General features: G+C 67.0%; 18 protein-coding genes. 8 read left to right on the top strand and 10 right to left on the bottom strand.

The window, feature by feature from the left end; all coding sequences use genetic code 11:
* Positions 1–83: 83 nt before the first annotated feature.
* The 6 genes from sugE to Q8R75_RS06240 all read right to left on the bottom strand — a co-directional run bounded on the left by sugE (position 84) and on the right by Q8R75_RS06240 (position 5,874).
* Entirely contained in the window at positions 84–401 is a 318-nt protein-coding gene (sugE, locus tag Q8R75_RS06265) for a quaternary ammonium compound efflux SMR transporter SugE (RefSeq protein ID WP_305613471.1), read from the bottom strand.
* Between the two features lie 165 nt (positions 402–566).
* Positions 567–959 carry a hypothetical protein gene (locus Q8R75_RS06260; protein WP_305613470.1) on the bottom strand — a complete coding sequence of 131 codons (393 nt, stop codon included), beginning with the start codon at positions 957–959 and terminating at the stop codon, positions 567–569.
* A 46-nt stretch (positions 960–1,005) separates the two neighbouring features.
* On the bottom strand, positions 1,006–2,028 hold the full coding sequence (mltB, locus tag Q8R75_RS06255; RefSeq protein WP_305626049.1) for a lytic murein transglycosylase B: 1,023 nt from the start codon (positions 2,026–2,028) through the stop codon (positions 1,006–1,008).
* Positions 2,025–4,013 (bottom strand): DUF3488 and transglutaminase-like domain-containing protein, encoded by a 1,989-nt coding sequence (locus tag Q8R75_RS06250; protein WP_305626048.1) that lies wholly within the window; start codon positions 4,011–4,013, stop codon positions 2,025–2,027. Before Q8R75_RS06250 ends, mltB begins: the two co-directional genes overlap by 4 nt.
* Complete coding sequence (locus Q8R75_RS06245; protein WP_305614978.1) at positions 4,010–4,963, bottom strand: DUF58 domain-containing protein; 954 nt, start codon at positions 4,961–4,963, stop codon at positions 4,010–4,012. Before Q8R75_RS06245 ends, Q8R75_RS06250 begins: the two co-directional genes overlap by 4 nt.
* Entirely contained in the window at positions 4,963–5,874 is a 912-nt protein-coding gene (locus Q8R75_RS06240; RefSeq protein WP_305614976.1) for an AAA family ATPase, read from the bottom strand. Before Q8R75_RS06240 ends, Q8R75_RS06245 begins: the two co-directional genes overlap by 1 nt.
* 162 nt (positions 5,875–6,036) lie before the next feature.
* Here Q8R75_RS06240 and Q8R75_RS06235 point away from each other — a divergent pair, with 162 nt between their 5' ends.
* Entirely contained in the window at positions 6,037–6,915 is an 879-nt protein-coding gene (locus Q8R75_RS06235) for a histone deacetylase family protein (protein WP_305614982.1), read from the top strand.
* A gap of 322 nt (positions 6,916–7,237) precedes the next feature.
* On the opposite strand, the gene Q8R75_RS06230 is transcribed toward Q8R75_RS06235, so the two are convergent.
* A complete protein-coding gene (locus Q8R75_RS06230; RefSeq protein WP_305626047.1) occupies positions 7,238–8,827 on the bottom strand; it encodes a methyl-accepting chemotaxis protein in 1,590 nt (529 codons plus the stop codon).
* Between the two features lie 236 nt (positions 8,828–9,063).
* On the opposite strand from Q8R75_RS06230, the gene dapA reads away from it, so the two are divergent.
* Positions 9,064–9,942 (top strand): 4-hydroxy-tetrahydrodipicolinate synthase, encoded by an 879-nt coding sequence (gene dapA, locus Q8R75_RS06225; RefSeq protein WP_305613197.1) that lies wholly within the window; start codon positions 9,064–9,066, stop codon positions 9,940–9,942.
* 19 nt (positions 9,943–9,961) lie between these two features.
* A complete protein-coding gene (gene bamC / locus Q8R75_RS06220; RefSeq protein ID WP_305613198.1) occupies positions 9,962–11,125 on the top strand; it encodes an outer membrane protein assembly factor BamC in 1,164 nt (387 codons plus the stop codon).
* A 168-nt stretch (positions 11,126–11,293) separates the two neighbouring features.
* Here bamC and cobA read toward each other — a convergent pair whose 3' ends face one another.
* Positions 11,294–12,100, bottom strand: a complete 807-nt coding sequence (cobA, locus tag Q8R75_RS06215; protein WP_305613199.1) for a uroporphyrinogen-III C-methyltransferase — start codon at positions 12,098–12,100, stop codon at positions 11,294–11,296.
* A 146-nt stretch (positions 12,101–12,246) separates the two neighbouring features.
* Here cobA and Q8R75_RS06210 point away from each other — a divergent pair, with 146 nt between their 5' ends.
* The 4 genes from Q8R75_RS06210 to Q8R75_RS06195 all read left to right on the top strand — a co-directional run bounded on the left by Q8R75_RS06210 (position 12,247) and on the right by Q8R75_RS06195 (position 19,099).
* Complete coding sequence (locus Q8R75_RS06210) at positions 12,247–12,924, top strand: TetR/AcrR family transcriptional regulator (RefSeq protein ID WP_305613200.1); 678 nt, start codon at positions 12,247–12,249, stop codon at positions 12,922–12,924.
* A gap of 370 nt (positions 12,925–13,294) precedes the next feature.
* A complete protein-coding gene (locus tag Q8R75_RS06205) occupies positions 13,295–14,503 on the top strand; it encodes an efflux RND transporter periplasmic adaptor subunit (RefSeq protein WP_305613201.1) in 1,209 nt (402 codons plus the stop codon).
* A gap of 11 nt (positions 14,504–14,514) precedes the next feature.
* On the top strand, positions 14,515–17,655 hold the full coding sequence (locus tag Q8R75_RS06200; protein ID WP_305613202.1) for a multidrug efflux RND transporter permease subunit: 3,141 nt from the start codon (positions 14,515–14,517) through the stop codon (positions 17,653–17,655).
* Positions 17,642–19,099, top strand: coding sequence for an efflux transporter outer membrane subunit (locus Q8R75_RS06195; RefSeq protein WP_305613203.1), 1,458 nt, complete (start codon positions 17,642–17,644; stop codon positions 19,097–19,099). The genes Q8R75_RS06200 and Q8R75_RS06195 overlap by 14 nt, the downstream gene beginning before the upstream one ends.
* A 78-nt stretch (positions 19,100–19,177) precedes the next feature.
* On the opposite strand, the gene ggpS is transcribed toward Q8R75_RS06195, so the two are convergent.
* Complete coding sequence (ggpS, locus tag Q8R75_RS06190; RefSeq protein ID WP_305663546.1) at positions 19,178–21,424, bottom strand: glucosylglycerol-phosphate synthase; 2,247 nt, start codon at positions 21,422–21,424, stop codon at positions 19,178–19,180.
* Positions 21,425–21,459: 35 nt separating this feature from the next.
* Positions 21,460–22,722, bottom strand: a complete 1,263-nt coding sequence (locus tag Q8R75_RS06185; protein WP_305613205.1) for an MFS transporter — start codon at positions 22,720–22,722, stop codon at positions 21,460–21,462.
* 402 nt (positions 22,723–23,124) lie between these two features.
* Here Q8R75_RS06185 and Q8R75_RS06180 point away from each other — a divergent pair, with 402 nt between their 5' ends.
* Positions 23,125–24,405 (top strand): MdtA/MuxA family multidrug efflux RND transporter periplasmic adaptor subunit, encoded by a 1,281-nt coding sequence (locus Q8R75_RS06180; protein WP_305613206.1) that lies wholly within the window; start codon positions 23,125–23,127, stop codon positions 24,403–24,405.
* Positions 24,406–24,407 lie beyond the last annotated feature (2 nt).

Here is a 24,407-nt window from a genome sequence, read left to right as displayed (position 1 = left end):
CGATCGAGCAGCGATGGTCGATGATCAGCGTGCGTATCGCGGCGAGGCCGCCGCTCCCACAGCCAGAACTCCCGCCGCGGCACTCAGGCCGACGTGAGCTTCAGTCCGAGGATGCCGGCGACGATCAGTGCAACGCAGGCCAGACGCGCCGCATTGGCCGGATCGCCGAACAGCACGATGCCCAGGATGACGGTGCCGACTGCGCCGATGCCGGTCCATACCGCATAGGCGGTGCCGACCGGCAGCGTTCGCATGGCGAGTCCGAGCAGCACCACGCTGATCAGCATGGCGGCCGCCGTGCCGACCGACGGCCACAACTTGCTGAATCCATCGGTGTATTTCAGACCGATCGCCCAGGCGACCTCGAACAGACCCGCGATGAAAAGGATGACCCACGCCATGATGAATGCTCCGGACATCCGGGGCCGTCCCCGGAAGAAAGAAGGCGACCGGGTCGTCCCGGCGCCAAGTTGCATGGAATGAATAATGGTTTCATTCAATGCGCGGGTCAAGCCCGGCGGTGCCATGCCTTGCTGCACGGGGATTTGCTGCAGAGCGTGCTGAACTCAGCGTCTTTCCAGCCAGACCGGCGCGCCTGATTTGAACCGGCCTTCGAGCCGGGTCGGCGACACCCGGGTCAGCTGCAGCCGCAGGTCCTTGCACAGCGGCAAGGCCTGGCTCGCCTTGACCCACAGCGACAGCGCGCCGTCTGAATCGCCTTCGATGAGCACCGCAAAGGCGCGGTTGAAGCACGGATTCTGCCGGCCGGCGCTGCCCTTGGGCTTGCCGGTCCAGGTCGCGCCGCTTTCCGTCACGACAAATTCCGCTTCGCGGTCGATGCCTTCGTCGGTCTTGTAGTCGCCTGTCCAGCGGCCGGTCAACGACGTGTCGTCGGCGACCGAGGGGGAGCCGAGCAGGGCGCCCAGCATGGCGGAGAGCAGCAGGCGGGTCATGGTCATGGTCAGGGTCCGATTCGAGTACCGGCGGCGACTGCACGGGCGCTGGTCAGCCACGCGCCAGCGCCTCGCTCAGCTGATGCACGGCCATCGCGTAGAAGCTCGATTTGTTGTAGCGGGTGATTACATAGAAATTCCTGAAGCCCAGCCAGTATTCGGTCGGCGCATCCGGTGTGATCAGATCGACCACGGCCGCCGGCTTCGAAATCAGCTCACGGCCGAGCGGGCGGATGCCGCTGGCCAGCAGTCGATCGGTATCGAGTACCGGCTCGATGCCGGATTCAATCAGCGGCGCAACCGTGCTGCTGTCGACCAGGATGCGCTGCACCACCGGCTCGCCCGGCTCCCAGCCGTGTTCCTTCAGGTAGGCGGCAACGCTGCCGATGGCGTCGATCGGGCTGCCGATCAGGTCCACGCGGCCGTCATTGTCGAAATCAACCGCATAACGACGCCAGCTGCTGGGAAGGAATTGAGGGTAACCGAGTGCGCCGGCATAGGAGCCGCGATAGCTGGCCACATCGCGGTTCTGGTCGCGCGCCAGCAGGAACAGCTCGCCCAGTTCGCGCCGGAACAGTTCGGCGCGCGGCGGGTAATCGAACGCCAGCGTGGCCAGCGCGCCGATGACCGGGAAGTTGCCGGTGTGGCGGCCATAGATCGTTTCGACGCCGATGATCGCGGTGACCACGTGTGGCGGCACGCCGTACTGCTGTTCGGCGCGCGCCAGCGTTGTGGCGTATTCGTCCATGAAGGCGCGGCCTTCACGGATGCGCAGCGGCTCGACGAAGCGGCCGCGGTAGCGCTGCCACGAGCGCACGCCGGGCTTCGTCGGCGGGCGGATCAGTTCGATCACCTTCGGTTGCGGCTGCACCGGTTCGAACTGCGTCAGCAGCCAGCCCGGGTCGAAGCCATGCGCGCCGGCCAGTTCGGCGCAGAAGGCGCGCACGTCTTCGCGGCTGGCAAAGCCGGCTGTGCCCGGGGTCTGCGCCGGCAAACGGCTGGAGGCGATCAGTGCCACGCTGCCGAGCATGAAAGAGCGCCGTGAAAAGGCGTCTGAAGTGAAGCGTGAGGTCATGGGCGGGGTGGAGTGCGTTGGCGGCGCAGCGCGCGGGCGCAGGCCTTGAGTTCGCGGGTCGCAGCGGCGGGCGGGACCGCGCCATAGCGGGCGTCGGCATAAAGTCTACACGCCTGAGAAAGCACGGGTGCCAGATCGGGGCGCAGCCGGCCGATCCGTGCCGCGTAGTCGAGCGGCCCTTCCCATGCTTCGCGGCCCAGGCCGGCCGGGCGCAATGCGCGGTCGACCCCGCTCCACGCGCGCGCCAGCGCATCGGCCGACACGCTGCGGCGCATTGCCCACAATGTCAGCGCGGTGGCAAACAGCGCGCACAGCGACGCCAGCCAGATCGTCATCAGCCGCCAGTCGGGCTGCGACATGCCGAGCCGGCTCAGCAGTTCGCGCTGTTTCTGCTGGTCGTACGACAACACCCACTGGTTCCACGCATTGTTGGCGGCCTCCCACTGGTGGCGCAGCGAGCGCAGCCAGCCCAGATCGACGCGCGCCACGAAGGGGACGGGTTCGCCGGCCGGCAGGTCGGCCAGACCGCGTTCGATGCGCGACGGCAGGATGGCGGCGGTTGGATCGACGCGCCGCCATCCTTCGCCCTTGAGCCACACCTCGGCCCACGCGTGGGCGTCGGACTGGCGCACCACGACGTAGTCGTCGACCTCGTTGCGTTCGCCGCCCTGATATCCGGTCACGACGCGCGCCGGCAGCCCGGCGGCGCGCATCAGGAACACGAAGGCGCCGGCGTAGTGCTCGCAGAAGCCGCGCCGGGTGTCGAACAGGAAGGCGTCTATGCCGTCGTCACCGAGCAGCGGCGGCGTCAGCGTGTAGACGAAGGCTTCGCGCCGGAACAGCCGCAGGCCGGCCTCCACGGTGTCGGCCGGTGAGTCGGCGCGCAGCGTCTGCGCCAGTTGCCGGGCGCGCGGATTGCCGTCGCGCGGCAGCTGGCGGGCCGCGTCGAGATGACCGCTCCATTCCTCGATGCCCGGTCGCGCACCGAGCACCGATTCGAAGCGGTCGCGCCGCCGGGTGCGCACGCCATCGCGACCGAACAACTGCCAGTCGTCGCTCACCCGCACGCCGGCCGGCAGTGTGGTGACGGTTTCGAGTGCGAACAGCCAGTTCCGGTTGTGCGGCTCGAGTGTGACTTCATAGCCCAGCGGACGCCCGGGTACCGTGTGTGGCACGCCATCGCCGATGCGCTGCGCGCTGCTGCCCTGCCGCCAGGTGCGGCCGTCGAAGGCGCTCAGTACCGGGCCGCGCCAGTACAGATCGCGTGCCGGCGGCGCATCGCCTTCGAAGCGCACGCGAAAGGCAATGGCGCCGGACAGGCTCAGCTGCGAAATCGAGCCCGGCGACATGGAGTCGGACAGCCCCGACGTGCCGCTGTAGGCGTCGAGCGGCAGGCCCCACAGCGGGCCGGGCACACGCGGGAACAGTACGAACAGCACCAGCATGAAGGGCAGCGCCTGCGCCATCATCCATGCGGCATGGCGCAGCAGTGCGCGCGGCGCGGCCGGCGGGCCGGTGAGTGCGATCAACGCCGCCGTGATGACGGTCATCGACACGCCGAGCGCGGCCGCCATGGCCGGTGTCTGCGAATACAGAAAGGCGGTCAGCAACATGAAATAGCCGAGCAGCACGACGGTGTGGCCGTCGCGCGTGCTGCGCAATTCGTGCAGCTTGAGCACCAGCATCAGCGTCAGCAGCGCCACGCCGGGTTCGCGGCCGAACAGGCGGCCGAAGGTGAGCGACACGCCGGCGCAGCAGGCGATCACCACCAGCAGCTTGACCAGACCGCTGGCGCCCGGCCAGCCCAGCTTCCACTGCGCCAGCCGCCACGTGAACAGCAGGGCCGCGACCGCGATGAGCCAGCCCGGCAGGTGCGAGCCGTGCGGCACCAGCGCGCAGGCGGCGACTGCCATCAGCCAGGCGATGCGCGACTGATCAAGGGGTTCAGCCGCCACCCTGGGCGCGGTCGTGCGGCGCCACTTCATGTTGGCAGCCCGTGCAGTGCGAGCGCGCGCAGCGCGCGCGCTCGGTGTGCCGGTCCGCTGGACGGCGCGATGCGCGTGCCCGGCAACGCCAGCCCGTAATGCAGTCCGGCGGCGTCGGCGTCGATCACCCAGCCGGTCAGCCGCGACAGCTGCTGTTCGAGCGACAGCGTAGCGGGCAGCTGGGCGAGGTCCAGCCACAGGTCGCCGCCGTCGCTGCCTTCGAACTGTTTGGTCAGCAGCGGCGCATCCGGCGTGCGAGCCGAGGTTTTCCACGCCACGTGGCGCGGCGAATCGGCAGCGCGGTGGTCGCGCAGGCTGGCAAATTCCTCGCTGCCGTCGCCGCGCGGCCGCAGGCCCGCCTCACCGGCCGCCGTGGCCGGCAGCGGCGGTCGGTCGATTTCCGGTCGTGGCAGCACCAGACAGCGCTGGGCCGGCTTCGCGTACGACCAGGCGCGGATCAGGCCCAGCGGGTAGCGGGTGTTCAGCGTGACGCGCGCCGGCGACAGCCAGCCGCGCCGTGTCGTCGGCACGTGCAGCAACACGGCCCGACTCTGCTTTGGCTCAAGATCTATCGTGACCGGATCGGCACCGGCCATGGTCAGCTGCAGCGCCGGCCGCGGCCGGCTGGCATCGTTGTCCAGCCACAGCGGGAAGCCTGCATGCTGGCCGGCGAACACCGGCTCCGGCACGGTTTCGCGAAGCTTCAGCGCGTACAGGTTGCGAAAGGCGTGCAGCAGCGCGACCTGACCCAGGCCAGCCAGCATGAATACCAGTGCGAAGCCCAGGCTCAGCGTGTAGTTGATCGCGGTCAGCAGCATGGCAAGCAGCGCACAGCCGAAGGCCAGACCCGGCCCGGTCGGCAGCACGAAAATGCGGCGACGATCAAGGGTCAGCGGCAGCGCGGGCGAGCCGCCCAATGTGGCCAGCCAGCGGCGGATCGCTTCCCGCATCAGACCGGCAGCGCAACCGCCTGCAGCAGATGGCGGGCGGCATCGTCGTGACTGGCCGGCTGCTCGAGCATCGGCAGCCGGTGCAGCGCGACCGCCGGCATCACCGCCTGCACGTCTTCCGGCAGCACGTGGTTGCGTGCATCGAGCAGCGCGCGGGCGCGCGCCGCGGCCAGCAGCGCCAGCCCGGCACGCGGACTCAGACCGAGCCGGTAGGCGCCGCCGGTACGCGTGTAGGCGATCAGCGCCTGAACGTAATCGATCAGCGCATCGCTGACATGAATGCCTTCGGCCCGCGTGCGCCAGGCGGTCAGCGTCGCGGCGTCGGCCACCGGCGCCAGGTCGGCCAGCAGGCTGCGCCGGTCGCGGCCGGTCAGCAGTGCGCGTTCGGCCGCCGGATCGGGATAGCCCATGGTGATGCGCATCATGAAGCGGTCGAGCTGCGATTCAGGCAGCGGATAGGTGCCGATCTGGCTGGCCGGGTTCTGCGTGGCGATCACAAAGAAGGGTTCGGGCAGCGGGCGCGTTTCGCCTTCGACGCTGACCTGGTGTTCTTCCATCGCCTCGAGCAGCGCACTCTGCGTGCGCGGCGTGGCGCGGTTCACCTCGTCGGCAAGCAGCACCTGGGTGAATACCGGGCCGGGGTGGAAGCGGAAGGCGCCGGTTTCGCGTTCGAACACCGACACGCCGAGAATGTCCGCCGGCAAGAGGTCGCTGGTAAATTGCACGCGGCGGAAATCGAGCCCGAGCAGGCGCGCCATCACGTGGGCGAGGGTGGTCTTGCCGGTGCCGGGCACATCCTCGATCAGCAGGTGACCGCCCGCAATCAGGCAGGTCAGCGCCAGCTCGAGCCGGCTGCGCTTGCCGAGAATGAGGGTGGACGCGGCATCGACAACGGCACGGGGATCGGACATGGCTTGAGGTGGGTTAAGGTGTGGCGGGATAATGCAGGGCACGATTCAATTCACGCGGTGTGACACGGCACGCAGAGGCAGGGTTGCATTGCACACTGCAAAAATGGAGGAGGCGCGGTGACCACCGCATACATTACACATCCCGAGTGCGCGCTGCATGACATGGGCTCGCACCATCCCGAATGCCCGGATCGGCTGTGCGCGATTCAGGACCGTCTTATCGCCAGCGGACTCGACGTGTGCCTGGCGCACCACGATGCGCCGCTGGCCGGCGTCGAAGCCCTCGAGCGCGCGCATTCGGCCGCCCATGTCCGGCAGGTGTTCGATCAGGCACCCGCCAGCGGCATCGTGCACCTCGATCCGGACACCGCCATGTGCCCCGGCACGCTGCGTGCCGCGCTGCGTGCCGCCGGCGCCGGCGTCCACGCCACCGACCTGGTACTGTCGGGGCAGGCCAGCAACGCTTTCTGCGCCGTGCGCCCGCCCGGCCACCATGCCGAATTCGGCCGCGCGATGGGCTTCTGCTTCTTCAACAACATTGCCGTCGCCGCCCGCCATGCGCTTGAAGTGCACGGACTGGAGCGGGTCGCCATCATCGATTTCGACGTGCATCACGGCAACGGCACCGAAAACATCGTCGCCGGCGACGAACGCATGTTGATGGTAAGCATCTTCCAGCACCCGTTCTATCCCTACTCGGGCGACAAACCTCTCGCCGGCAATCTGTGCAACGTGCCGCTGCCCGCCGGCACCCGCGGCGAGGCCTTCCGCGAGGCGGTCAGTACGCGCTGGCTGCCGCGGCTGCAGGAATTCGCCCCGCAGATGTTGTTCATTTCGGCTGGCTTCGACGCGCACTACGAAGACGACATGGCTTCGCTTGGCCTGGTCGAGGCGGATTACGCGTGGGTGACCACGCAACTGCTGAAGTTCGCGCAGGTGCACTGCCAAGGCCGTGTCGTATCGATGCTCGAGGGGGGCTACGCGCTGTCGGCACTGGGCCGCAGCGTGACCGAGCACGTGAGGGCACTGGCCGAACTGTAGTCACGACCCAGATGTTGGGCATCGCCTGCGGCTCACCCCAGCCTACGGGCGGGCAAACCCGGGACTTGCACAATCCCGGCAGCGGATCGCGATCGCCTGCGGCTCACCCCAACCTACGGGCTGGCAACGCAAAAGTAACCCCCATCCGTAGGTTGGGGTGAGCCGCAGGCGATGCCCAACACCCTCGCGCCACGACCAGAGACGCCGCAGCGGGTCCCCCACCCCCGGCATCGCAAAAGAAATCGCCCTCCGTAGGTTGGGGTGAGCCGCAGGCGATGCCCAACAAGCCCGCGCCCTGAAGTCGCTCCCCGCCCCTGACCCGTCAGGCGGTGATGCGGAAGCGTTTCACCGCGCCAAGTACGTCTTCGGCGAGTTTTTCGATGCCCACGGCCGATTCGGCGACGCGTGAGGCGGCGGCGCTGTTGTGCTCCACCATGTCGGCCACGGTTTCGACGGCGCGCGATATTTCGGTGCTGGCGCGGCCCTGTTCGCCGAGCGAGGCCGAAATGTCGGCGATGCGCCGCACCACCTGGCCGGCATCGGTGGTGATCATCGTGATCGCCTGCTGCGCGTCGCCGGCCAGCCGGACGCCGGCTTCGACCTTGGCCGCCGCTTCGCGCATGGTGCCGACCGAAGCCGCGGTGCCCTGCTGGATACGCGCCACCACTGCGCCGATGCGGCCGGTCGCTTCGCGCGTGCATACCGACAGCTTGCGCACCGCGTCGGCCACCACGGCGAAGCCGCGGCCATGTTCGCCAGCGCGCGCCGCCTCGATTGCCGCGTTCAGCGACAGCAGGTTGGTCTGGTCGGCCAGCGCGTTGATCACCTTGGCGATGTCGGCCACGCTGGCCGAATGCGCCGCCAGCGCCTCGACCACGGACGAAGATTGCGTGACATGGCCGGCGATCGCCCGCATTTCCGCCGACGCTTCGTGGATCACCCCGGCACCGTGCTGCGCACTGGCGCCCGCCTGCCCGGAGAAGGCATTGGCGGCGCCGACGTTGTGACGGATTTCTTCCAGCCCGGTGTGCATCCGCTGCACCGAGGCGGCGATCGACGTCGATGCCTCGGCCTGCCGCCGCGCGCCTTCGCGACTCTGCGCCGCGGCGTCCGACAGCTGGTGTGCGCGCTGGCGCAGGGTTTGCGCATCGCGCGTGAGCGCGCCGACCAGATCGCCCAGGCCGCCGCGCATGTGCTCGACGGCGCCGAGCAGGCGGCCGATCTCGTCGCGCCGCGGCGAGTGCAGTGCCCGCGTCAGGTCGCCGCAGGCCACGGCGTCGATCGCCAACACCGCCTCGCCCAGTGGCCGCGACACTTCGCGACGGAACATCCACGCCATCATCGCCACCAGCAGCAGGCCGCTCACCGTCAGGCCGCACAGTACCTGCCAGATGAGGCGCGTCGTGCCGGCGTTCAGTTCGTCGGTGTGGCCGGCGGCGATCAGCACCTGCGACGAGTCGTCGAGGCGCCGATAGCGTGCGATCACCGCGCGGCCGTCGGCGCCGCGATAGTGAAGTTCGCCGTCGGCCGATTGCAGCGCCTGGCGCAAGCTGCCGCGCAGCGCTTCGTCGCCCACCTCGTCCAGCGTGTGGCCCTGCCATGCCGGGTGCAGCGCGACGCGCACCGGCCCGCCGCCGCCGGTATCGAGCAGCGCCAGGTAGCCGCTGTCGCCGATGCGGTGCCGGCCCAGCTGTGCGCGCGTCTGCGCGGTGGCTTGCGCGCTGCCCGCCGCTGACAACGCGGTGGCCGCGAGTGAGAGCCGGGCATCGAGCAGCTGCGGGATGTCGTGCCCGCCGGCGCGCTGCACGCTCCACAGCAGCCATGAGGTGTTGCTGACCGAAATTGCGCCCAGCGAAACGAACAGTACAGCCAGCAGGCGCGCCGACAGACTGGTGGAAAGCGGGTTGCGCATCGTTGTCTCCTCTTTTGTTGTGCGTGCAGCCGGACGCCATGGCGGTGCCGGTAGCTTCATATCGGAGTCGATGTGCGGCGCTTGATAATCAATTCTTATTAAATGTTTTTACTGCGCGAAGCGCTTGACTTATGAGTGCGTCGGCCAGCGCTGTTACAGACTGACGCACCGCGCGTGTTGGGCTTGCCGCTGCGCTCCGGTAGAATGCTGCGTTTCCTGCTGAAGCTGCTTCACTCATGATTACCGGATCGCTCGTCGCCATCGTCACGCCCATGCATGAAGATGGCAGTCTGGATTACCCGCGACTGCGCGGCCTGATCGACTTCCACATTGCAGAGGGCACCGACGGCATCGTGATTGTCGGCACCAGCGGCGAGTCGCCGACGGTGGATGTCGACGAACACTGCGAACTGATCCACGCCACCGTCGAGCAGGCTGCCGGCCGTATTCCGGTGATCGCCGGTACCGGTGCCAATTCGACCGCCGAGGCAATCGAACTTGCGCAGCGCGCGAAGGCAATGGGTGTGGATGCCTGCCTGACAGTCGTGCCCTACTACAACAAGCCGACGCAGGAAGGGTTGTACCGCCACTTCCGCGCCCAGGCCGAAGCGGTCGATGTGCCGTTCATCCTGTACAACGTGCCCGGTCGCACCGTGGCCGATCTGGCGAACGACACGACGCTGCGGTTGGCCGAAATCCCGAATATCGTCGGCATCAAGGACGCCACCGGCAACCTTGACCGCGGGGTCGAATTGATCAATCGCGCGCCGAAGGATTTTGCGCTGTACAGCGGTGATGACGCCTCGACCTGCGCCTTCATCCTGATGGGCGGTCACGGCTGCATTTCGGTCACCGCCAACGTGGCGCCGCGCCTGATGCACGAAATGAACGCCGCAGCCCTTGCGGCCGACGCCGTGAAGGCGCGCGCACTCAACGCGAAGCTCACCGGTCTGCATCGCCAGCTGTTCTGCGAAGCCAATCCGATCCCGGTGAAGTGGGCCGTACAACAACTCGGGCTGATCGGCCCGTCGCTTCGCCTTCCGCTGACCGAACTGGCACCGCAATTCCACCAGCAGGTTCGCGCCGCGATGCAGCAGGCCGGCGTGCTGAACTGAGGCTTTACCGATGATTCCCATGAAGTCTGGTGCCTTGCGCACCGTGCTGGTCCTCGTGCTGGCCGCCTTTGCGGCTTCGTGCTCGATGATCAGCGAATACACCGAATCGACCAAGGTCGATTACAAGGCGGCCGCGAAGAAACGCGGCCCGCGGCTTGACCTGCCGCCCGACCTCACGCTACCGGCCACCAGTGATCGCTACGCAGTGCCGGATTCCGCCGGCCGCGACGTGGCTACGCTGTCCGCCTACAACGCTGACCGTGCGGGGCCCGCGGCGCAGGCGCAGCAGCAGGGTGGTGCCGTGCTGCCGCAGGTCGACAAGATGCGTATCGAGCGCTCGGGCAATCAGCGCTGGCTGGTCGTGGCCGGGAGTCCGGAACAGATGTGGCCGCAGGTAAAGGAGTTCTGGCAGGAAACCGGTTTCCTGATCGACATCGAACAGCCCGAAGCGGGCGTCATGGAAACCGACTGGAACGAAAACCGCGCCAAGCTTCCGAATGACATCATCCGCAACACCATCGGCCGGGTGTTCGACAACCTGTACTCGACGCCGGAGCGCGACAAGTACCGCACCCGTCTCGAACCGGGCGCGGAACCGGGTACCACCGAAATCTACGTCAGCCATCGCGGCGTGATGGAGGTGTACATCAACGAACGTGGCGACAGCACCGTGTGGCAACCGCGTCCGGCCGACCCGGAACTGGAAGCCGAAATGCTGCGCCGGTTGATGGTGCGTCTGGGTGCCGACAACGAACGGGCCAAGACGCTGGTGGCGGCGCCCCCGGTGGCCGAGCGCGCGCAGCTGGTGACGGCCGACAAGGGCGGCACGCTGCAGATCTACGAAGGTTTTGACCGCGCCTGGCGCCGCGTTGGCCTCGCGCTCGACCGCGTCGGCTTTACCGTCGAGGACCGCGACCGTTCGCAGGGCGTGTATTTCGTGCGCTACGTCGATCCGGAAGTCGATGCCACCGCCGGCGAGGGCAAGAAGGGCGTGCTGTCCAAACTGCTCTTCTTCATGCCGGACGACAAACCGAACCCGAAAGCCGGTCAGAACCAGTACCGCATCCACGTCAAGGGTGAGGGCAAGCAGAGCAACGTACAGGTCCTGACGCCGGAAGGCGGCGTGGACGACAGCAAGACCGCCAAACGCATCCTGTCGCTGCTGCACGAACAGCTCAAGTAGGCAGCGGGCTTCGGCGCGTCAGCCAGCAAACCGGCGCTGCGCCAGGGATATCCGGGTGCGGGACTGGCCTCCAGGGGCAGCCCTGTGGGAGCAGCTCCCACAACCGCTCCCCACGGTTCACCTGCCGCCGGGCATTGTCGCGGGATGTGGATCGTCGATGGGTGGGATTCAGCCCGACATCCGCGCGCTTTCATGCAGCAGATCAAGTCCTGATGCGGCGTCGGCCAGGCTGACCACCTCGCCGATCACCACGATGGCGGGACTGCCCAGACCTGCGGCGGAAACTGCTGTCGCCAGCGTGGAGAGGGTCGCCACTACGCTGCGCTGATTCCCGCGCGTGCCGTTCTGGATGGCGCAGGCCGGCGTGTCAGCCGGCAGCCCACCATCGATCAGCGCCCGCGTGATGACGTCCAGCGTGCGCATACCCATGTAGATGACCAGTGTCGTTCCGCAGCGCGCCAGCGCCGGCCAATCCGCTTCGCGTCCGGGTTGGCCGTCGGCCCGTGCGTGGCCGGTCACGAAGGTGACGCCGCAGGCGAGGTCGCGATGCGTCACCGGTACGCCGAGCGAAGCCGGTACCGCGATACCGGCAGACAGGCCGTTGACCACCTCGCAGGAGACGCCGGCGCGCGCCATGGCCTGCATCTCCTCGCCGCCGCGGCCGAACACGAAGGGGTCACCGCCCTTGACCCGGCCGACCGTCAACCCGGCCCGCGCACAGCGCCGCATCAAGCGTTCGATGAAGGCCTGCGGCGTGCTGCGGCAGCCACCACGCTTGCCGACACGCACGATGCGCGCGACCGGCCGCGCATGCGCGAGCACTGCCCGATCGACCAGATCATCGACCAGCAGCACGTCGCACAGCCCAAGCACGCGCACTGCCTTGAGCGTGAGCAACTCCGGGTCGCCCGGCCCGGCGCCAATCAGATAGATCTTGCCGGCCGCGCGCGGGAAAATATCAGGGTGTTTGTTCATGTGCTGATACAAGCAAACGCGGGGCCATGTTGGTCGGGGCGGGCGCTGCGGCGCACAGCGTGCGCGCCGCCACGTCCAGGGTTGGCGGATGCACCACGGCTGTGCGTGCAGTGCTACATTCCGGGGCGGAAAAAAGAGGCGTAGGCATGCAATTCGACGACGACATCGAGCAAGGTGGGCGACCTGCAGGCAGACCGCGCGGAGACGCGAAGGAACGGATTTTCGAAGCGGCGGAAAAGCTGTTCACGGAGCAGGGATATGCCGCGACGTCCATGCGCATGATTGCGCATGCTGCCAGCGTGCCGCTTGCGTCCATCAATTACCACTTCAACTCCAAGCGCGACCTGATGGAAGCCATCTATCGGCGCGTGCTCGGTGCCGACGGCCGGCGCTCGGACTATCTCGACAAGCTCGAGCGCGAAGCGGGCGGCGCGCCGCTGACAGTGCCGCAGATCGTGCAGACCTTCATCGAATCCATCCTGCGCCTGTCGCGCAAGGACACGGTTTCGGGTGCGGTATTCAAGCAGCTGATCGGTCGCGCCTATTTCGAGCCCGGTGACGACTGCATTCCGCCCGAATACGTGCAGATCATGGACCGCTACCGCGTTGCGCTGCTGCGCGCGCTGCCCGATGTACCTGAAGACGAGGTGGCCAGGCGCATGTACTTCTTCGTCGGCATCGTGGCCTACGTGATGGCCGGCCGTGACGTGATGCAGCTGCTCGGTCACTGCGCACCTGCCACGCCGAATGACCCCGAATCACTGTTGCGCTCGCTGCTGCCCTTCATCGTCGGCGGCATGCAGGCACCCGCACCGGGCGTCTGAGTCCAGCGGGTCACGACATACGATCACGCTGCCGCCTCGCCATGACTCATCAGAACGAAGCGGGCCGGCCGTCGGTAGTCAGGCATGCGTGGATCGATGCCCAGGCGTTCGCCTCGACCGTTGCACCACCCTTCATTCCATCTCTGGCGTCAGCGTCTGGGGTGGTCTCCCCCCGGTGACCGGGACAGGGTCCCATTCTCCCTGTCTGATCGCGAGCTTCCCGTTCGTCGTGACCGGAATGAATATTTTTTTCATCCGGTGATTTAAACATACAAGGATGTATGTTTATAATTCGGGCCATAACAGGGCTGTCGCTTGCATGGCCCGACACTTTTACGCGGCACCGTCGCGTCAGCTTCCGGGATGGATCATGAATAAAGCGATGGATGTCGTTCAGCGCGTGGGCGTGCTGTCCGTGACGGTGCTTGCGCTCGCGCTGGGGGCGTGCGGTAGGGAAGAGGGCAAGCCGGCCAGTGGCGGCATGCCGCCGCCGGCAGTCAAGGTTGTCGAGGTGGCGCCGCGTGAAGTGCCGGTCCGTTTCGAGTACGTCGGCCAGGTGGCCGGCTCACGCGAAATCGAGGTGCGGGCGCGCGTGACCGGCATCGTCGAGAAGCGACTGTACGAAGAAGGCCAGCGCATCAAGGAAGGGCAGGTGATGTACCGGCTCGACGCTGCGCCCTACCGCGCCCGGGTCGCCGCCGCCGAAGCCCAGCTCGATCAGGCGAAGGCGCAACTGGCCCAGGCTGACCGTGAATTCGCACGGATCAAGCCGCTGGCCGATGCGGAAGCGGCCAGCCGCAGGGAATCGGACGACGCGCTGTCGCAGCGCGACCTGGCGCGTGCCGCCGTCAAGTCGGCCGAAGCGCAGGTACAAACCGCGCGCATCGATCTGGGCTACACCGACGTGCGTGCGCCGCTGGGCGGTCTGGCCGGCCGTGCGCTGAAGGTCGAAGGCAGTCTGGCCGTCGCCGGCTCCGACAGCCTGATGACCACGCTGGCCCAGATCGATCCGGCCTATGTCAATTTCGGCGTCGGCGAGGCGGAATACCTGCGCACCCGCGACGAAATCGCGCGCGGTCTGCTGCGTCTCGACAACGCGGGCTTCGTCGTGAAGATCCGCACCTCCGACGGCGTGGAATTCCCGCGCACCGGCCGGCTCGGTTTCGAGGACTACAAGGCCGACACCAGCACCGGCGCCTTTGCGCTGCGCGCCACGTTCGAAAACCGCGACGGCAAACTGTCTCCCGGCCAGTTCGTGCGCGTTGCGCTGTCCGGCGCCACGCGCCCCGATGCGCTGGCGGTGCCGCAGCGTGCGGTGCTCGACAGCCCGAACGGCAAGTTCGTCTATGTCATCGCGGAAGCCGACGGCAAGCTGCTCGCGCAGCCGCGTCCGGTCAAGCTGGGTGAATGGGCGCAACTCGACGGTGAGCTGGAAAATGCGTGGGTGATCCGCGAAGGTCTGCAGCCGGGCGAACGCATCATCGTCGACGGCATGGCGCGCATTTTCGTACCCGGTTCGCCGGTGCAGATCGACAACGGTCAGGCGCCGGCAGCAGCAGCCCCCGCCGCGCCGCAATAAGGAGCGCGCACATGTTTTCGCGCTTCTTCATCGACCGGCCGATCTTCGCCTTCGTCATTTCCATCCTGCTGGTGCTGGCCGGTCTGGCCGCGATGCGGGCTCTTCCGATTGCACAGTACCCGGAGATCGCGCCGCCGGTGGTCACCGTGCGGGCCATCTACCCGGGTGCGTCGGCCGAAACCATTGCGCAGACGGTTGCCGCACCGCTGGAAAACGTCATCACCGGCGTCGAAGGCATGATGTACATGCAGTCCACCTCGACCTCGAACGGCGTGGTGGAAATCCAGGTCACCTTCGAAATCGGTGCCGATCCGGACAAGGCGGCGGTGAACGTGAACAACCGGGTCAAGCAGGCCGATGCCCGGCTGCCGGAAGAGGTGCGCCGGCAGGGCGTGACGGTGGAGAAGGGCTCGTCTGCCTTCCTGCTGGTGCTGGCGTTCTATTCGCCGGACGACAAGTATGACGACCTGTACACGTCGAACTACGTAACGCTGAATGTGCTGGACAACATCAAGAAGATCCCCGGCACGACCAATGTGCAGATCTTCGGCGCCAAGGACTATGCGATGCGTATCTGGGTGCGCCCGGACCGCATGACCCAGCTCGGCGTCACGGTGACCGAAATCGCCGCCGCGCTGCGCGAGCAGAACGCCCAGTTCGCCGCCGGCAAGATCGGCCAGTCGCCGACCGGCGGCGGCCAGGACATGGTGTACACAATCACCACCAAGGGCCGGCTGTCCACGGTTGAGGAGTTCGAGGACATCATCCTGCGTTCGAACGCTGACGGCTCGAAGCTACGCCTGCGCGATGTCGCACGGATCGAACTCGGTTCGAAGGACAACGATTTCAACGGTACCTACAACGGCAAGGCTGCGGTTCTGATGGGTGTATTCCTGCAGCCGGGCGCCAATGCGCTCGACGTTGCCAAGGTGACCAAGGCGGCCATCACCGAAATGGCCGAGCGCTTCCCGCAGGGCATGACCTACGCCATTCCTTACGACACGACGCGCTTCGTCGAGGTGTCGATCACCGAAGTCGTGAAGACGCTGGGCGAGGCGATGATCCTGGTGTTCGTCGTCGTGTTCGTGTTCCTGCAGAACTGGCGCGCCACGCTGATTCCACTGCTGGCAGTGCCGGTGTCGCTGCTCGGCACCTTCGCCGGCCTGCACCTGCTCGGCTATTCCATCAACACGCTGACTCTGTTCGGCATGGTGCTGGCCATTGGCATCGTGGTGGACGACGCCATCGTGGTGCTGGAGAACGTCGAACGCATCATGCACGAGCAGCAGATGGTGGCGCGCGACGCGGCCATCCAGGCGATGCAGGAAGTGACCGGGCCGGTGGTGGCCATCGTGCTGGTGCTGACCGCGGTATTCGTGCCGATCGCCTTCCTGGGCGGCCTGACCGGCGAGTTGTACCGGCAGTTCGCGGTGACCATTTCGATCGCCGTCGTGCTGTCCGGCATCGTCGCGCTAACGATGACCCCGGCGCTGTGCGTGGCGCTGCTGAAGAACGAACACAAGAACCAGGCGCGCATCTTCCTGTGGTTCAACGACTGGTTCACCCGCGTGACGCACCGCTACACCGGCGCCGTCACGTGGATGATCAAGCGCTCGGCGGTCGGCGTGCTGCTGTTCGCCGGCATGGTCGCCATCACCATCGGGCTGTGGACCAAGACGCCCGGCTCGCTGGTGCCGGACGAAGACCAGGGCTACTTCATTGTCGCCGTGTTCCTGCCCGATGGCGCGACGCTGGAGCGCACCGACAAGGTGGTGGCCGAGGTGATGAAGGCCGTCCAGTCGAATGACGCGAACGAGCATGTGATGGCGTTCTCGGGCATGGACTTCATCGGCGGCGGCTTCAAGAACAGTGCGGCGACCATTTTCGTCAGCCAGAAGCACTGGAACGAACGCAAGATGAGTACCCAGCAGCTGGTCGGCGAGGTGTTCGCCAAGACGGGCGGCATCAAGGAGGCGCTGGTGCTGGCCTTCAATCCGCCCGCCATCTTCGGTCTGGGCAATACCGGCGGTTTCGAGTTCTATCTGCAGAACCGCGGCGACGGCGGCACGAAAAGACTGGTCGAGAACATGAACGCACTGATCGGCTCGTCACACCAGACGCCGGTGCTGGCCGGCGGGCTGCAGACGCTGTGGCGGCCCAATGCGCCGCAGCTCTTTGTCGACGTCGACCGCGAACGCGCCAAGGCGCTGGGCATTCCGCTGACCGAAGCGTTCAACACGCTGGCCGGCACATTGGGCACCTTCTACGTAAATGACTTCAACAAGTTCGGCCGCGTGTGGCAGGTGTTGATGTCGGCCGAAAGCCAGTACCGTCGTTCGCCGGAAGATATCGGCCGGCTGTACGTGAAGAACACCGCCGGCGACATGGTGCCGGTATCTGCCTTCGCCAAGGTCGAATACAGTTCGGGCCCGGATACGGTGAATCGCTACAACAACCTGCCTGCGGTGCGGCTGATGGGTCAGGCGGCACCCGGCTATTCGTCCGGTCAGGCGATCGCCGAGGTCGAACGGCTGGCGCGTTCGCTGCCGGGCGACACCAGCTTCGAATGGACCGGCGCCGCCTTCCAGGAAAAGCGCGTGTCGAGCGCGGCATCAATCGCGCTCATCATGGCCGCGGTGATGGTGTTCCTCATCCTGGCCGCGCTGTACGAGAAGTGGTCGCTGCCGTTTTCCGTGCTGCTGGCCATGCCGTTCGGAATATTCGGCGCGCTGACCGCGGTGTGGCTGCGCGACATGACCAATGACGTGTATTTCCAGATCGGTCTGGTGACGCTGCTCGGCCTGTCGGCCAAGAACGCCATCCTGATCGTCGAATACGCGGTGCTCAAGCATCAGGAAGGCTACGCGGTGGCCGCGGCGGCGATCGAGGCGGCGCGCCTGCGCCTGCGCCCCATCATCATGACCTCGCTCGCCTTCATCCTCGGCGTGCTGCCGCTGGCCATTTCGACCGGCGCCGGCGCGGGTGCGCGGGTGTCCGTCGGCACCGGCGTCATCGGCGGCATGATTGCGGCCACCTTTCTCGCGATCTTCTTCGTGCCGCTGTTCTACAAGATCATCGTCGACCGCCGGCTGGCCACCCCGCCGGAAGAAGTCGAACCCCCGAAGCCGGAGAATCCCTATGCGCCTCATTGATCCCGCACGTCGCGGCGCGCTGGGCGCGCTGCTCGCGGCGAGCCTGCTGTCCGCCTGCTCGCTGATGCCGAAACCGGCGCCCGAACTGGACCTGCCGTCGGTCAGCGCCACGACGCCGGTCGAGCTCGACCGCTGGTGGGAAAGCTTCCGCGATCCGGTGCTCGACGGCCTGATCGCCGAAGCGCTGGCGCGCAATGACGACATGGTGATTGCCGCCCAGCGCGTGCAGGCCTCCCAGGCCACGCTCGATCTGGTGCGCATCAACCGCCTGCCCGATGCGAACCTGTCGCTGTCCGGCTCGCGCCAGCAGTTCAGCACCGAGCGGCCGATTCCGAACCGGCCGCGCCAGTACAACACGGTCATCGGCGGCTTCAATGCCTCGTACGAACTCGATCTGTTCGGTCGCCTGTCTGGTCAGCGCGACGTCGCGCGTCAGCAGCTCGCTTCCAGTCGCTATGCACTGGAAGCGCTGCGTGCGTCGATCAGCGCCCAGGTGGCGCGTGCCTACTTCAATCTGCGCGCACTTGATGCCGACGAAGCGCTGCTGACGCAGACGCTGACCACGCGCGAATCGGCGCTGGGGCTGCGCGACAAGCAGTTTGCCGGTGGTGCGATCAGCCGCTATGACCTGGAATTGGCGCGCTCCGAACGGGCCGGTGTCGCCGCGTCGCTGGCGACCACGCGCAGTGCGCGCGAACAGGCTGAAACCGCGCTGTCGGTGCTGCTCGGCCGCTCGCCGCGCGAACTGGTCGAACGGATGCCGGATCGCGGTCTCGCGCTGTCCACGCTCGCCGTGCAGCCGGAGATCCCGTCCGGACTGACGTCCGATCTGTTGGCCCGCCGCGCCGACGTGCGCGCAGCTGAAGCCAATCTCGCAGCCGCCAGCCTGAGCGTCGAAGTGGCACGCACGCAGTGGATGCCGACCATTTCGCTGACCGCCGCACTGGGCGGCGAAAGCGCCACGCTGGGCAATCTGCTGTCGGCGTCAGCCCGCACCTGGAGTGTCGGCGCTGCGATCGCGCAGCCGCTGGTCGGCCTGCTCAGCACGCGTGCGCTGGTCGCGCAGTCGGAAGCCGAGCGCGCGCAGATCGCGCAGACCTACCAGCAGGCAGCGCGTCAGGCCTACGCCGATGCGCTCGGCGCGCTGTCCGCTGCACGCGGCGCCCGCGAAGCGATGGAGGAAACGGTGAAGCTGTCCGACGCCACGCGCGGTGCGCGCGATCTGGCCGAGTTGTCATTCAACGCCGGCAACGCCAGCCGCATCGTGCTGCTTGATGCCGAACGCGAGCGGCTGTCGGCCGAACGCCAGCTGATCGCCAGCCGCCTCGACCGGGTCACCGCGCTGGTCAATACCTATCAGGCACTCGGTGGCGGCTGGAGCGGCCGCATCGAAACCGGTGGCCCGGCCGAGACACTGGAAAACACACCGACCGCCGCGCGCTGAAAACGGCCCCTGTTGGAACAGCTCCCACGGGAACAGCGCCCGCGGCGGCGCTTCCAGCCGATCGGGCGGATTCGCGGCTCACGCCCTCTGCATTACCCGCGCAGGTGTGCCCACCGTTGCATCCACGGCCGCCAGAAATTCCTGCCCCCAGCGATGCACGTCGTTGTACTGCACGATGGCCAGCAGTTCGCGCAGCCGCGATTCGGCTTCGGCGCGGTGCATGTTCAGCGCGTAGTAGCACTTTTCGCGCAGGTCGTTGATGTCGTGCGGATTGGTCAGTACGGCGCCGTGCAGTTCGGCTGCGGCGCCGGCGAATTCGGACAGCACCAGCACGCCGCCGCCCTGCATCAGGCCCTGCACCGCGACAAATTCCTTGGCGACCAGATTGAGGCCGTCGCGCAGCGGTGTGATCCACATGACATCGGCCACCGCGTAATAGGCGATCAGTTCCTCGAACGGAATTGCGCGGAAGAAGAACTGCACCGGCGTCCAGCCCACTCGCGAATAGCGGCCGTTGATGCGCCCGACCGCCTGCTCGATCTGCGTCTGCAGCGAGCGGTAGATGGTCATTTCGCTCGCCGCCGGCACGCATACGGCGATCAGCGTGACCTTCTGGCGCATTTCCGGATAGCGCTCGAGCAACTGTTCGAAGGCGAGCAGCTTTTCCAGCGTGCCCTTCGTGTAGTCCAGCCGCTCGACCGACAAGATGGCCCGGCGGCCATCCAGTTCATGGCGCAGGCTGTCCATGCGCCGGGCGGTCGCCGGGTCGGCCATGAGGGCGCCGACACGCTGCACGTCCAGTCCGACCGGATGGGCGCCGATGCCGATGCGCCGGCCATGCACCTCGATCGCCGTCGTCATTTCGTCAAGTCCGACCGCACAGCCATAGGTCAGGAAGCGCGGTGCGCAGTTGCGCGATTCGAGCACTTTCAGCGGAGCCACGCCGCGTGCCACGTCGACGAAGTTCTCGGCCTGGCGCGGAATGTGGAAACCGATGTAATCGCATTGCAGCAGGCTGCCGATGATGTCGCGCCGCCACGGCATCACGTTGAACACGTCGGCCGACGGAAAGTAGGTGTGGTGGAAGAAGGCAATCTTCAGGTCGGGCCGCATTTCGCGCAGCGCCGCCGGCACCATCCACAGGTTGTAGTCGTGCAGCCACACCGTGGCACCCGGCGCCGCCTCGGCCGCGCTGCGTTCGGCGAACAGCCGGTTCACCTTGAGGAACACCTGCCAGTGGTCCTCGCGGAACTGCGCGCGCTCCCAGAAGGTGTGCAGCGTCGGCCAGAACGCTTCCTTCGAAAAGCGCTTGTAGAAGATGTCGACGTCGTTCTTGTCCAGCGCGACGCGGGCACAGGTCAGATTCGGATAGCGCTGGCGATCGACCGTCGTGTGCACCTCGAAATCGGTCGATCCGGCATTGGTTGTCGACCAGGCCACCCATGAGCCCCGCTGACCTTCAGCGAAGAAGCTCAGTAGCGTCGGAATGATGCCGTTGGGCGAAGTCGGGCGGCGCTGCTTGACGATGCCGTCTTCGATGAACTCCTCGTACGGCAGCCGGTGATAGACGATGACGAGCTCGGCGTCGCCGCCGTCGGTAACCGGGCTGACCGGATCGAAGCGCATCATGCGGAAGCTGCGCAGCGCGTCGATGATGCCGCCGCAGCCGATGCGCGAAGCATGCAGGATGCGCGAGCGGTCCATGGTCGCCGCCAGCAGTGCCGGTTCCGACTCCCCGACGCACACGCCGCGGAAACCTTGTTCGAACATCGACAGATCATTCAGCGTGTCGCCGGCGACCAGTACATGCTCGGGGTCGATGCCAAGATGGCGCACCAGCTTGCGCAGCGTGCTGCCCTTGTTCACGCCGGGCGGCAGGATGTCGAGGTAGCGGTCGGCCGAATACAGCACGTCGCAGCCCAGCGCCGCCGCCGCGGCGTGGATGTCGCCGGTCACCGCGTCGCCCTCGCAGAAGTAGGAACAGCGTCGTTGCTGCGGGACTTCCTGCCGCTGCAGCCGATCGAAGCCGGCCAGCGCCTCGGTCACTGCAAGTTCGCCCGGCCATACGACGTCGATCGCCGACTGCAGCGGCTGCACCGCCTGCCGTGTGGCGCCGTCGACGACGGTCGCGCCGACGTCGGCGATGATGTAATGCGGCACCGGGATCGTCGGGTCGGACAGGATCGGCAGTACGGCTTCGAGGCCGCGTCCGGTCACGAACACGAGTGTCACTTCGGGGTCGGCTGCAATGCGCTGGTACAGGCGCAGGCGCGCTTCGGGGTCGCCGGCGAGGAAGGTGCCGTCCAGATCGGTGGCGAGGAGCATGGTGAAGTCCTTTCGGGGCAGGTTGCGGGTTCGGGTCAGCGGGTCTCCGGGCTGGGTCGCGTGGATGGAAGGTCGTTCGGGTGCGCGCCGTCGACCATGTCAAAGGCGGTCGATGCGGTGCGCACCATGGGCTGGAAGCGGGTCTGATGAGCGACGTCGGGCGTCAGCCGGCGCAGCAGCGATGAGGCGGCGATCGCCAGGGCACCCTGGGTCGCCGCAAACCACAGCGGCAGCGCCGCGCCGCCGGCCAGCGCCATGGCGAAACCGGCGAGCAGCGGGCCGGCGGCGGCACCGGCGCCGTGTATCAGCAACAGGCTGCTGCTGCCCGACAGCACTTCGTGCGGCTGCAGGCGGTCGATCATGCGGGCCACGGCCATCGGATACAGCGCGAAAGCGAATCCGCCGTAGATGAAGCCGGCCAGGCTGATCGCCAGCGTGCCGCGGCTGGCGACTGCCATCAGTACGATGGCGCACATGGTGGCGCCGAACGACACGAAGGCGATCGCGCGCCCGCGGTCGATGCGGTCGGACAGCAGACCGATAGGCCACTGGAACAGCGCACCCCCGAGGATGGTGGCGGTCATGAAGGCCGCAATGCCCTGATGCCCGATGCCGTGGCCGTCGGCCCACACCGCGCCCAGGCCCCAGAAGGCGCCCATCGCGAGGCCTGACGCAAACGCCGCAGAGAGCGCGATCGGCGCCTTGGCATACAGGCTTTTCAGGTCGACCGAAGCATTCCGGTCGAGTACGGGCTGAACCAGCCGGGTCGCCGCCACCGGCATCACGGCTGCCGACACCAGCAGCGCCGCCAGGCCGAACAAAACGTGGCCGCTGGCTGGCCCCAGATGCAGCAATTGCTGCGACAGCGCCAGTGCGCCCAGATTCACGCCCATGTAAACCGAGAACACACGGGCGCGCTGTGCCGGTGCCGCCTGGCTGTTCAGCCAGCTTTCGACGATGGTGTACAGCCCGACCATGGAAATACCGGTCAGCAGGCGGACCAGCGCCCACACCCACGGCACGACCAGCAACTCATGCAGCAGCACGGCGCAGGCCACCGCTGACGTGAAGAAGGCGAACGCACGTACATGCCCGACACGGCGGATCATGCGCGGCGCGACATGGGTACCGATCAGGAAGCCGGCGAAAAACATCGACCCGAGCAGACCCATGAAGGGACTGCCGAAGCCTTCGATGCCGCCGCGCACGGCGAGCAGGGTGGTCAGCAGGCCGCTGCCCAACAGCAGCAGGGCAACGCCGGACAGCAGTGCCGCAAGGGGCAGCAGATGGACAAGCAAGGCTTCGCTCTCCCGAAAGACGGAGTGGAAGCGACCTGACGCAGGGTGTGAAACCGGACAGCGGGACAGGGTGTCCCGCGGAAAAACGCAGGGCCGCGCGGTGGAACTGCTGGCTGAGCCTGTAAACGACCCGAACAGTTTACCAGACGCAATGTTGATGCCTGCGGAACCCCGCGTACCGGGTGCCGCTCAACACCGCGTCGCGTCGCGTCGCGTCATCCGGCCCGGTCGTGCGACGCGGTGACGACCGCACATCGTCGTTCACAGTCCATTCACAAGTCCGCCCGGCGCGCCGCGACGTGATTAACATGCGCAGCCGACAATGGCACTGGCAATGAACGCAGGTTGCACCGCTGCGTGCGCTGACCGCCATGCCACTGATTTCACTTTGACCGATATTCCATGACGACGACGCCCCCCGTTATTCGCAAGCCACGCTGGCCCTGGATAGTGATGCTGCTGGTACTGGCCGGTCTGACGGCTGGCTGGTTTCTCGCGCGGGAGCGCACCGGCGCATCGGCCGAAGGTGGCGCACCGCCAGGCGCCCGCCCCGCCGGTGCGACATCCGGCGCACCCGGCGCACCAGGGCGCCGCTTCGGTGGCGAAGCACGGGTCGGTACCGCACTGGCCACCTTGGCGGATCTGCCGGTCACGGTCAGCGCGCTGGGAACGGTAACGCCGATCGAAAGTGTCGTGGTGCGCAGCCGGGTTGAAGGCGAACTGCGCTCACTGCATTTCACCGAAGGCCAGCGGGTGAAGAAGGGTGATCTTCTGGCACTGATCGATCCACGTGCCTTCGAGGTCGAACTGGCGCAGACGCAGGCGGCGAAGCTGCGCAATCAGGCGCTGCTGACCAACGCGCGCGAAGACCTGCACCGTTATGAAACGCTGCTCAAGCAGGATTCGATCGCGACCCAGCAGGTGACCAATCAGCAGGCGCTGGTGCGCGAGTACGAAGCGGCGATCAAGGCAGACGACGCGAGCGTCGCGGCCGCGCAGCTGTCGCTGAGCTATGCCCGCATCACGGCGCCGATCAGCGGCCGGGTCGGTTTGCGCCAGGCGACACCGGGCAACATGGTGCGCGCGTCGGATACCGAAGGTCTGCTGACCATCACGCAGGAGGCGCCGATTTCGGTCGTCTTCTCGCTGCCGGCGCCGGAACTGCCTGCCGTGCGCGCGGCCATCGCTCAGCGCGGCAGTCTGGCGGTGGAAGCGTGGGACCGGGAAAACCGCATCGTGCTGACTACCGGCACGCTGCGCATCCTGGACAATCAGATCGACGTCGCCACCGGCACCGTCAAGGCCAAGGCGATGTTCGAAAACCGGAATGACGTGCTGTTTCCGAACCAGTTCGTCAATGTGCGGGTGCGCGTCGATACAGTGGCCAGTGCCGTCGTGGTGCCGGTGACTGCGATACAGCGCAACGCCAGCGGCACCTTCGTGTATGTCGTCGGTGACGATCTGGCGGTGGCGATGCGGCCGGTGAAGACCGGCACGCTGGCCGGCGAAATGCAGCAGGTGACCGAAGGCGTGCAGCCCGGTGAGCGCGTCGTGACCGATGGCGTAGACCGCCTGCGCGAAGGCGACAAGGTGAAGATCGACGATGCGCCGGCGGCAGGTGCCCGCAACGGCAAGCCGGACGGAGCGCAGCCGGGGCGTCGCGACGCTGCGCCGGCGCGCTGACC

It is taken from the genome of Methyloversatilis sp. (genome assembly GCF_030696805.1).
GTDB lineage: Bacteria > Pseudomonadota > Gammaproteobacteria > Burkholderiales > Rhodocyclaceae > Methyloversatilis.
This window is presented reverse-complemented; position numbering and strand designations above follow the sequence as displayed.

What these genes read in the sequence shown, in the direction of transcription:
- sugE (WP_305613471.1), bottom strand. Translation starts at nt 401, where the DNA reads ATGGCGTGGGTCATCCTTTTCATCGCGGGTCTGTTCGAGGTCGCCTGG.
- Q8R75_RS06260 (WP_305613470.1), bottom strand. Translation starts at nt 959, where the DNA reads ATGACCATGACCCGCCTGCTGCTCTCCGCCATGCTGGGCGCCCTGCTC.
- mltB (WP_305626049.1), bottom strand. Translation starts at nt 2,028, where the DNA reads ATGACCTCACGCTTCACTTCAGACGCCTTTTCACGGCGCTCTTTCATG.
- Q8R75_RS06250 (WP_305626048.1), bottom strand. Translation starts at nt 4,013, where the DNA reads ATGAAGTGGCGCCGCACGACCGCGCCCAGGGTGGCGGCTGAACCCCTT.
- Q8R75_RS06245 (WP_305614978.1), bottom strand. Translation starts at nt 4,963, where the DNA reads ATGCGGGAAGCGATCCGCCGCTGGCTGGCCACATTGGGCGGCTCGCCC.
- Q8R75_RS06240 (WP_305614976.1), bottom strand. Translation starts at nt 5,874, where the DNA reads ATGTCCGATCCCCGTGCCGTTGTCGATGCCGCGTCCACCCTCATTCTC.
- Q8R75_RS06235 (WP_305614982.1), top strand. Translation starts at nt 6,037, where the DNA reads ATGGGCTCGCACCATCCCGAATGCCCGGATCGGCTGTGCGCGATTCAG.
- Q8R75_RS06230 (WP_305626047.1), bottom strand. Translation starts at nt 8,827, where the DNA reads ATGCGCAACCCGCTTTCCACCAGTCTGTCGGCGCGCCTGCTGGCTGTA.
- dapA (WP_305613197.1), top strand. Translation starts at nt 9,064, where the DNA reads ATGATTACCGGATCGCTCGTCGCCATCGTCACGCCCATGCATGAAGAT.
- bamC (WP_305613198.1), top strand. Translation starts at nt 9,962, where the DNA reads ATGAAGTCTGGTGCCTTGCGCACCGTGCTGGTCCTCGTGCTGGCCGCC.
- cobA (WP_305613199.1), bottom strand. Translation starts at nt 12,100, where the DNA reads ATGAACAAACACCCTGATATTTTCCCGCGCGCGGCCGGCAAGATCTAT.
- Q8R75_RS06210 (WP_305613200.1), top strand. Translation starts at nt 12,247, where the DNA reads ATGCAATTCGACGACGACATCGAGCAAGGTGGGCGACCTGCAGGCAGA.
- Q8R75_RS06205 (WP_305613201.1), top strand. Translation starts at nt 13,295, where the DNA reads ATGAATAAAGCGATGGATGTCGTTCAGCGCGTGGGCGTGCTGTCCGTG.
- Q8R75_RS06200 (WP_305613202.1), top strand. Translation starts at nt 14,515, where the DNA reads ATGTTTTCGCGCTTCTTCATCGACCGGCCGATCTTCGCCTTCGTCATT.
- Q8R75_RS06195 (WP_305613203.1), top strand. Translation starts at nt 17,642, where the DNA reads ATGCGCCTCATTGATCCCGCACGTCGCGGCGCGCTGGGCGCGCTGCTC.
- ggpS (WP_305663546.1), bottom strand. Translation starts at nt 21,424, where the DNA reads ATGCTCCTCGCCACCGATCTGGACGGCACCTTCCTCGCCGGCGACCCC.
- Q8R75_RS06180 (WP_305613206.1), top strand. Translation starts at nt 23,125, where the DNA reads ATGACGACGACGCCCCCCGTTATTCGCAAGCCACGCTGGCCCTGGATA.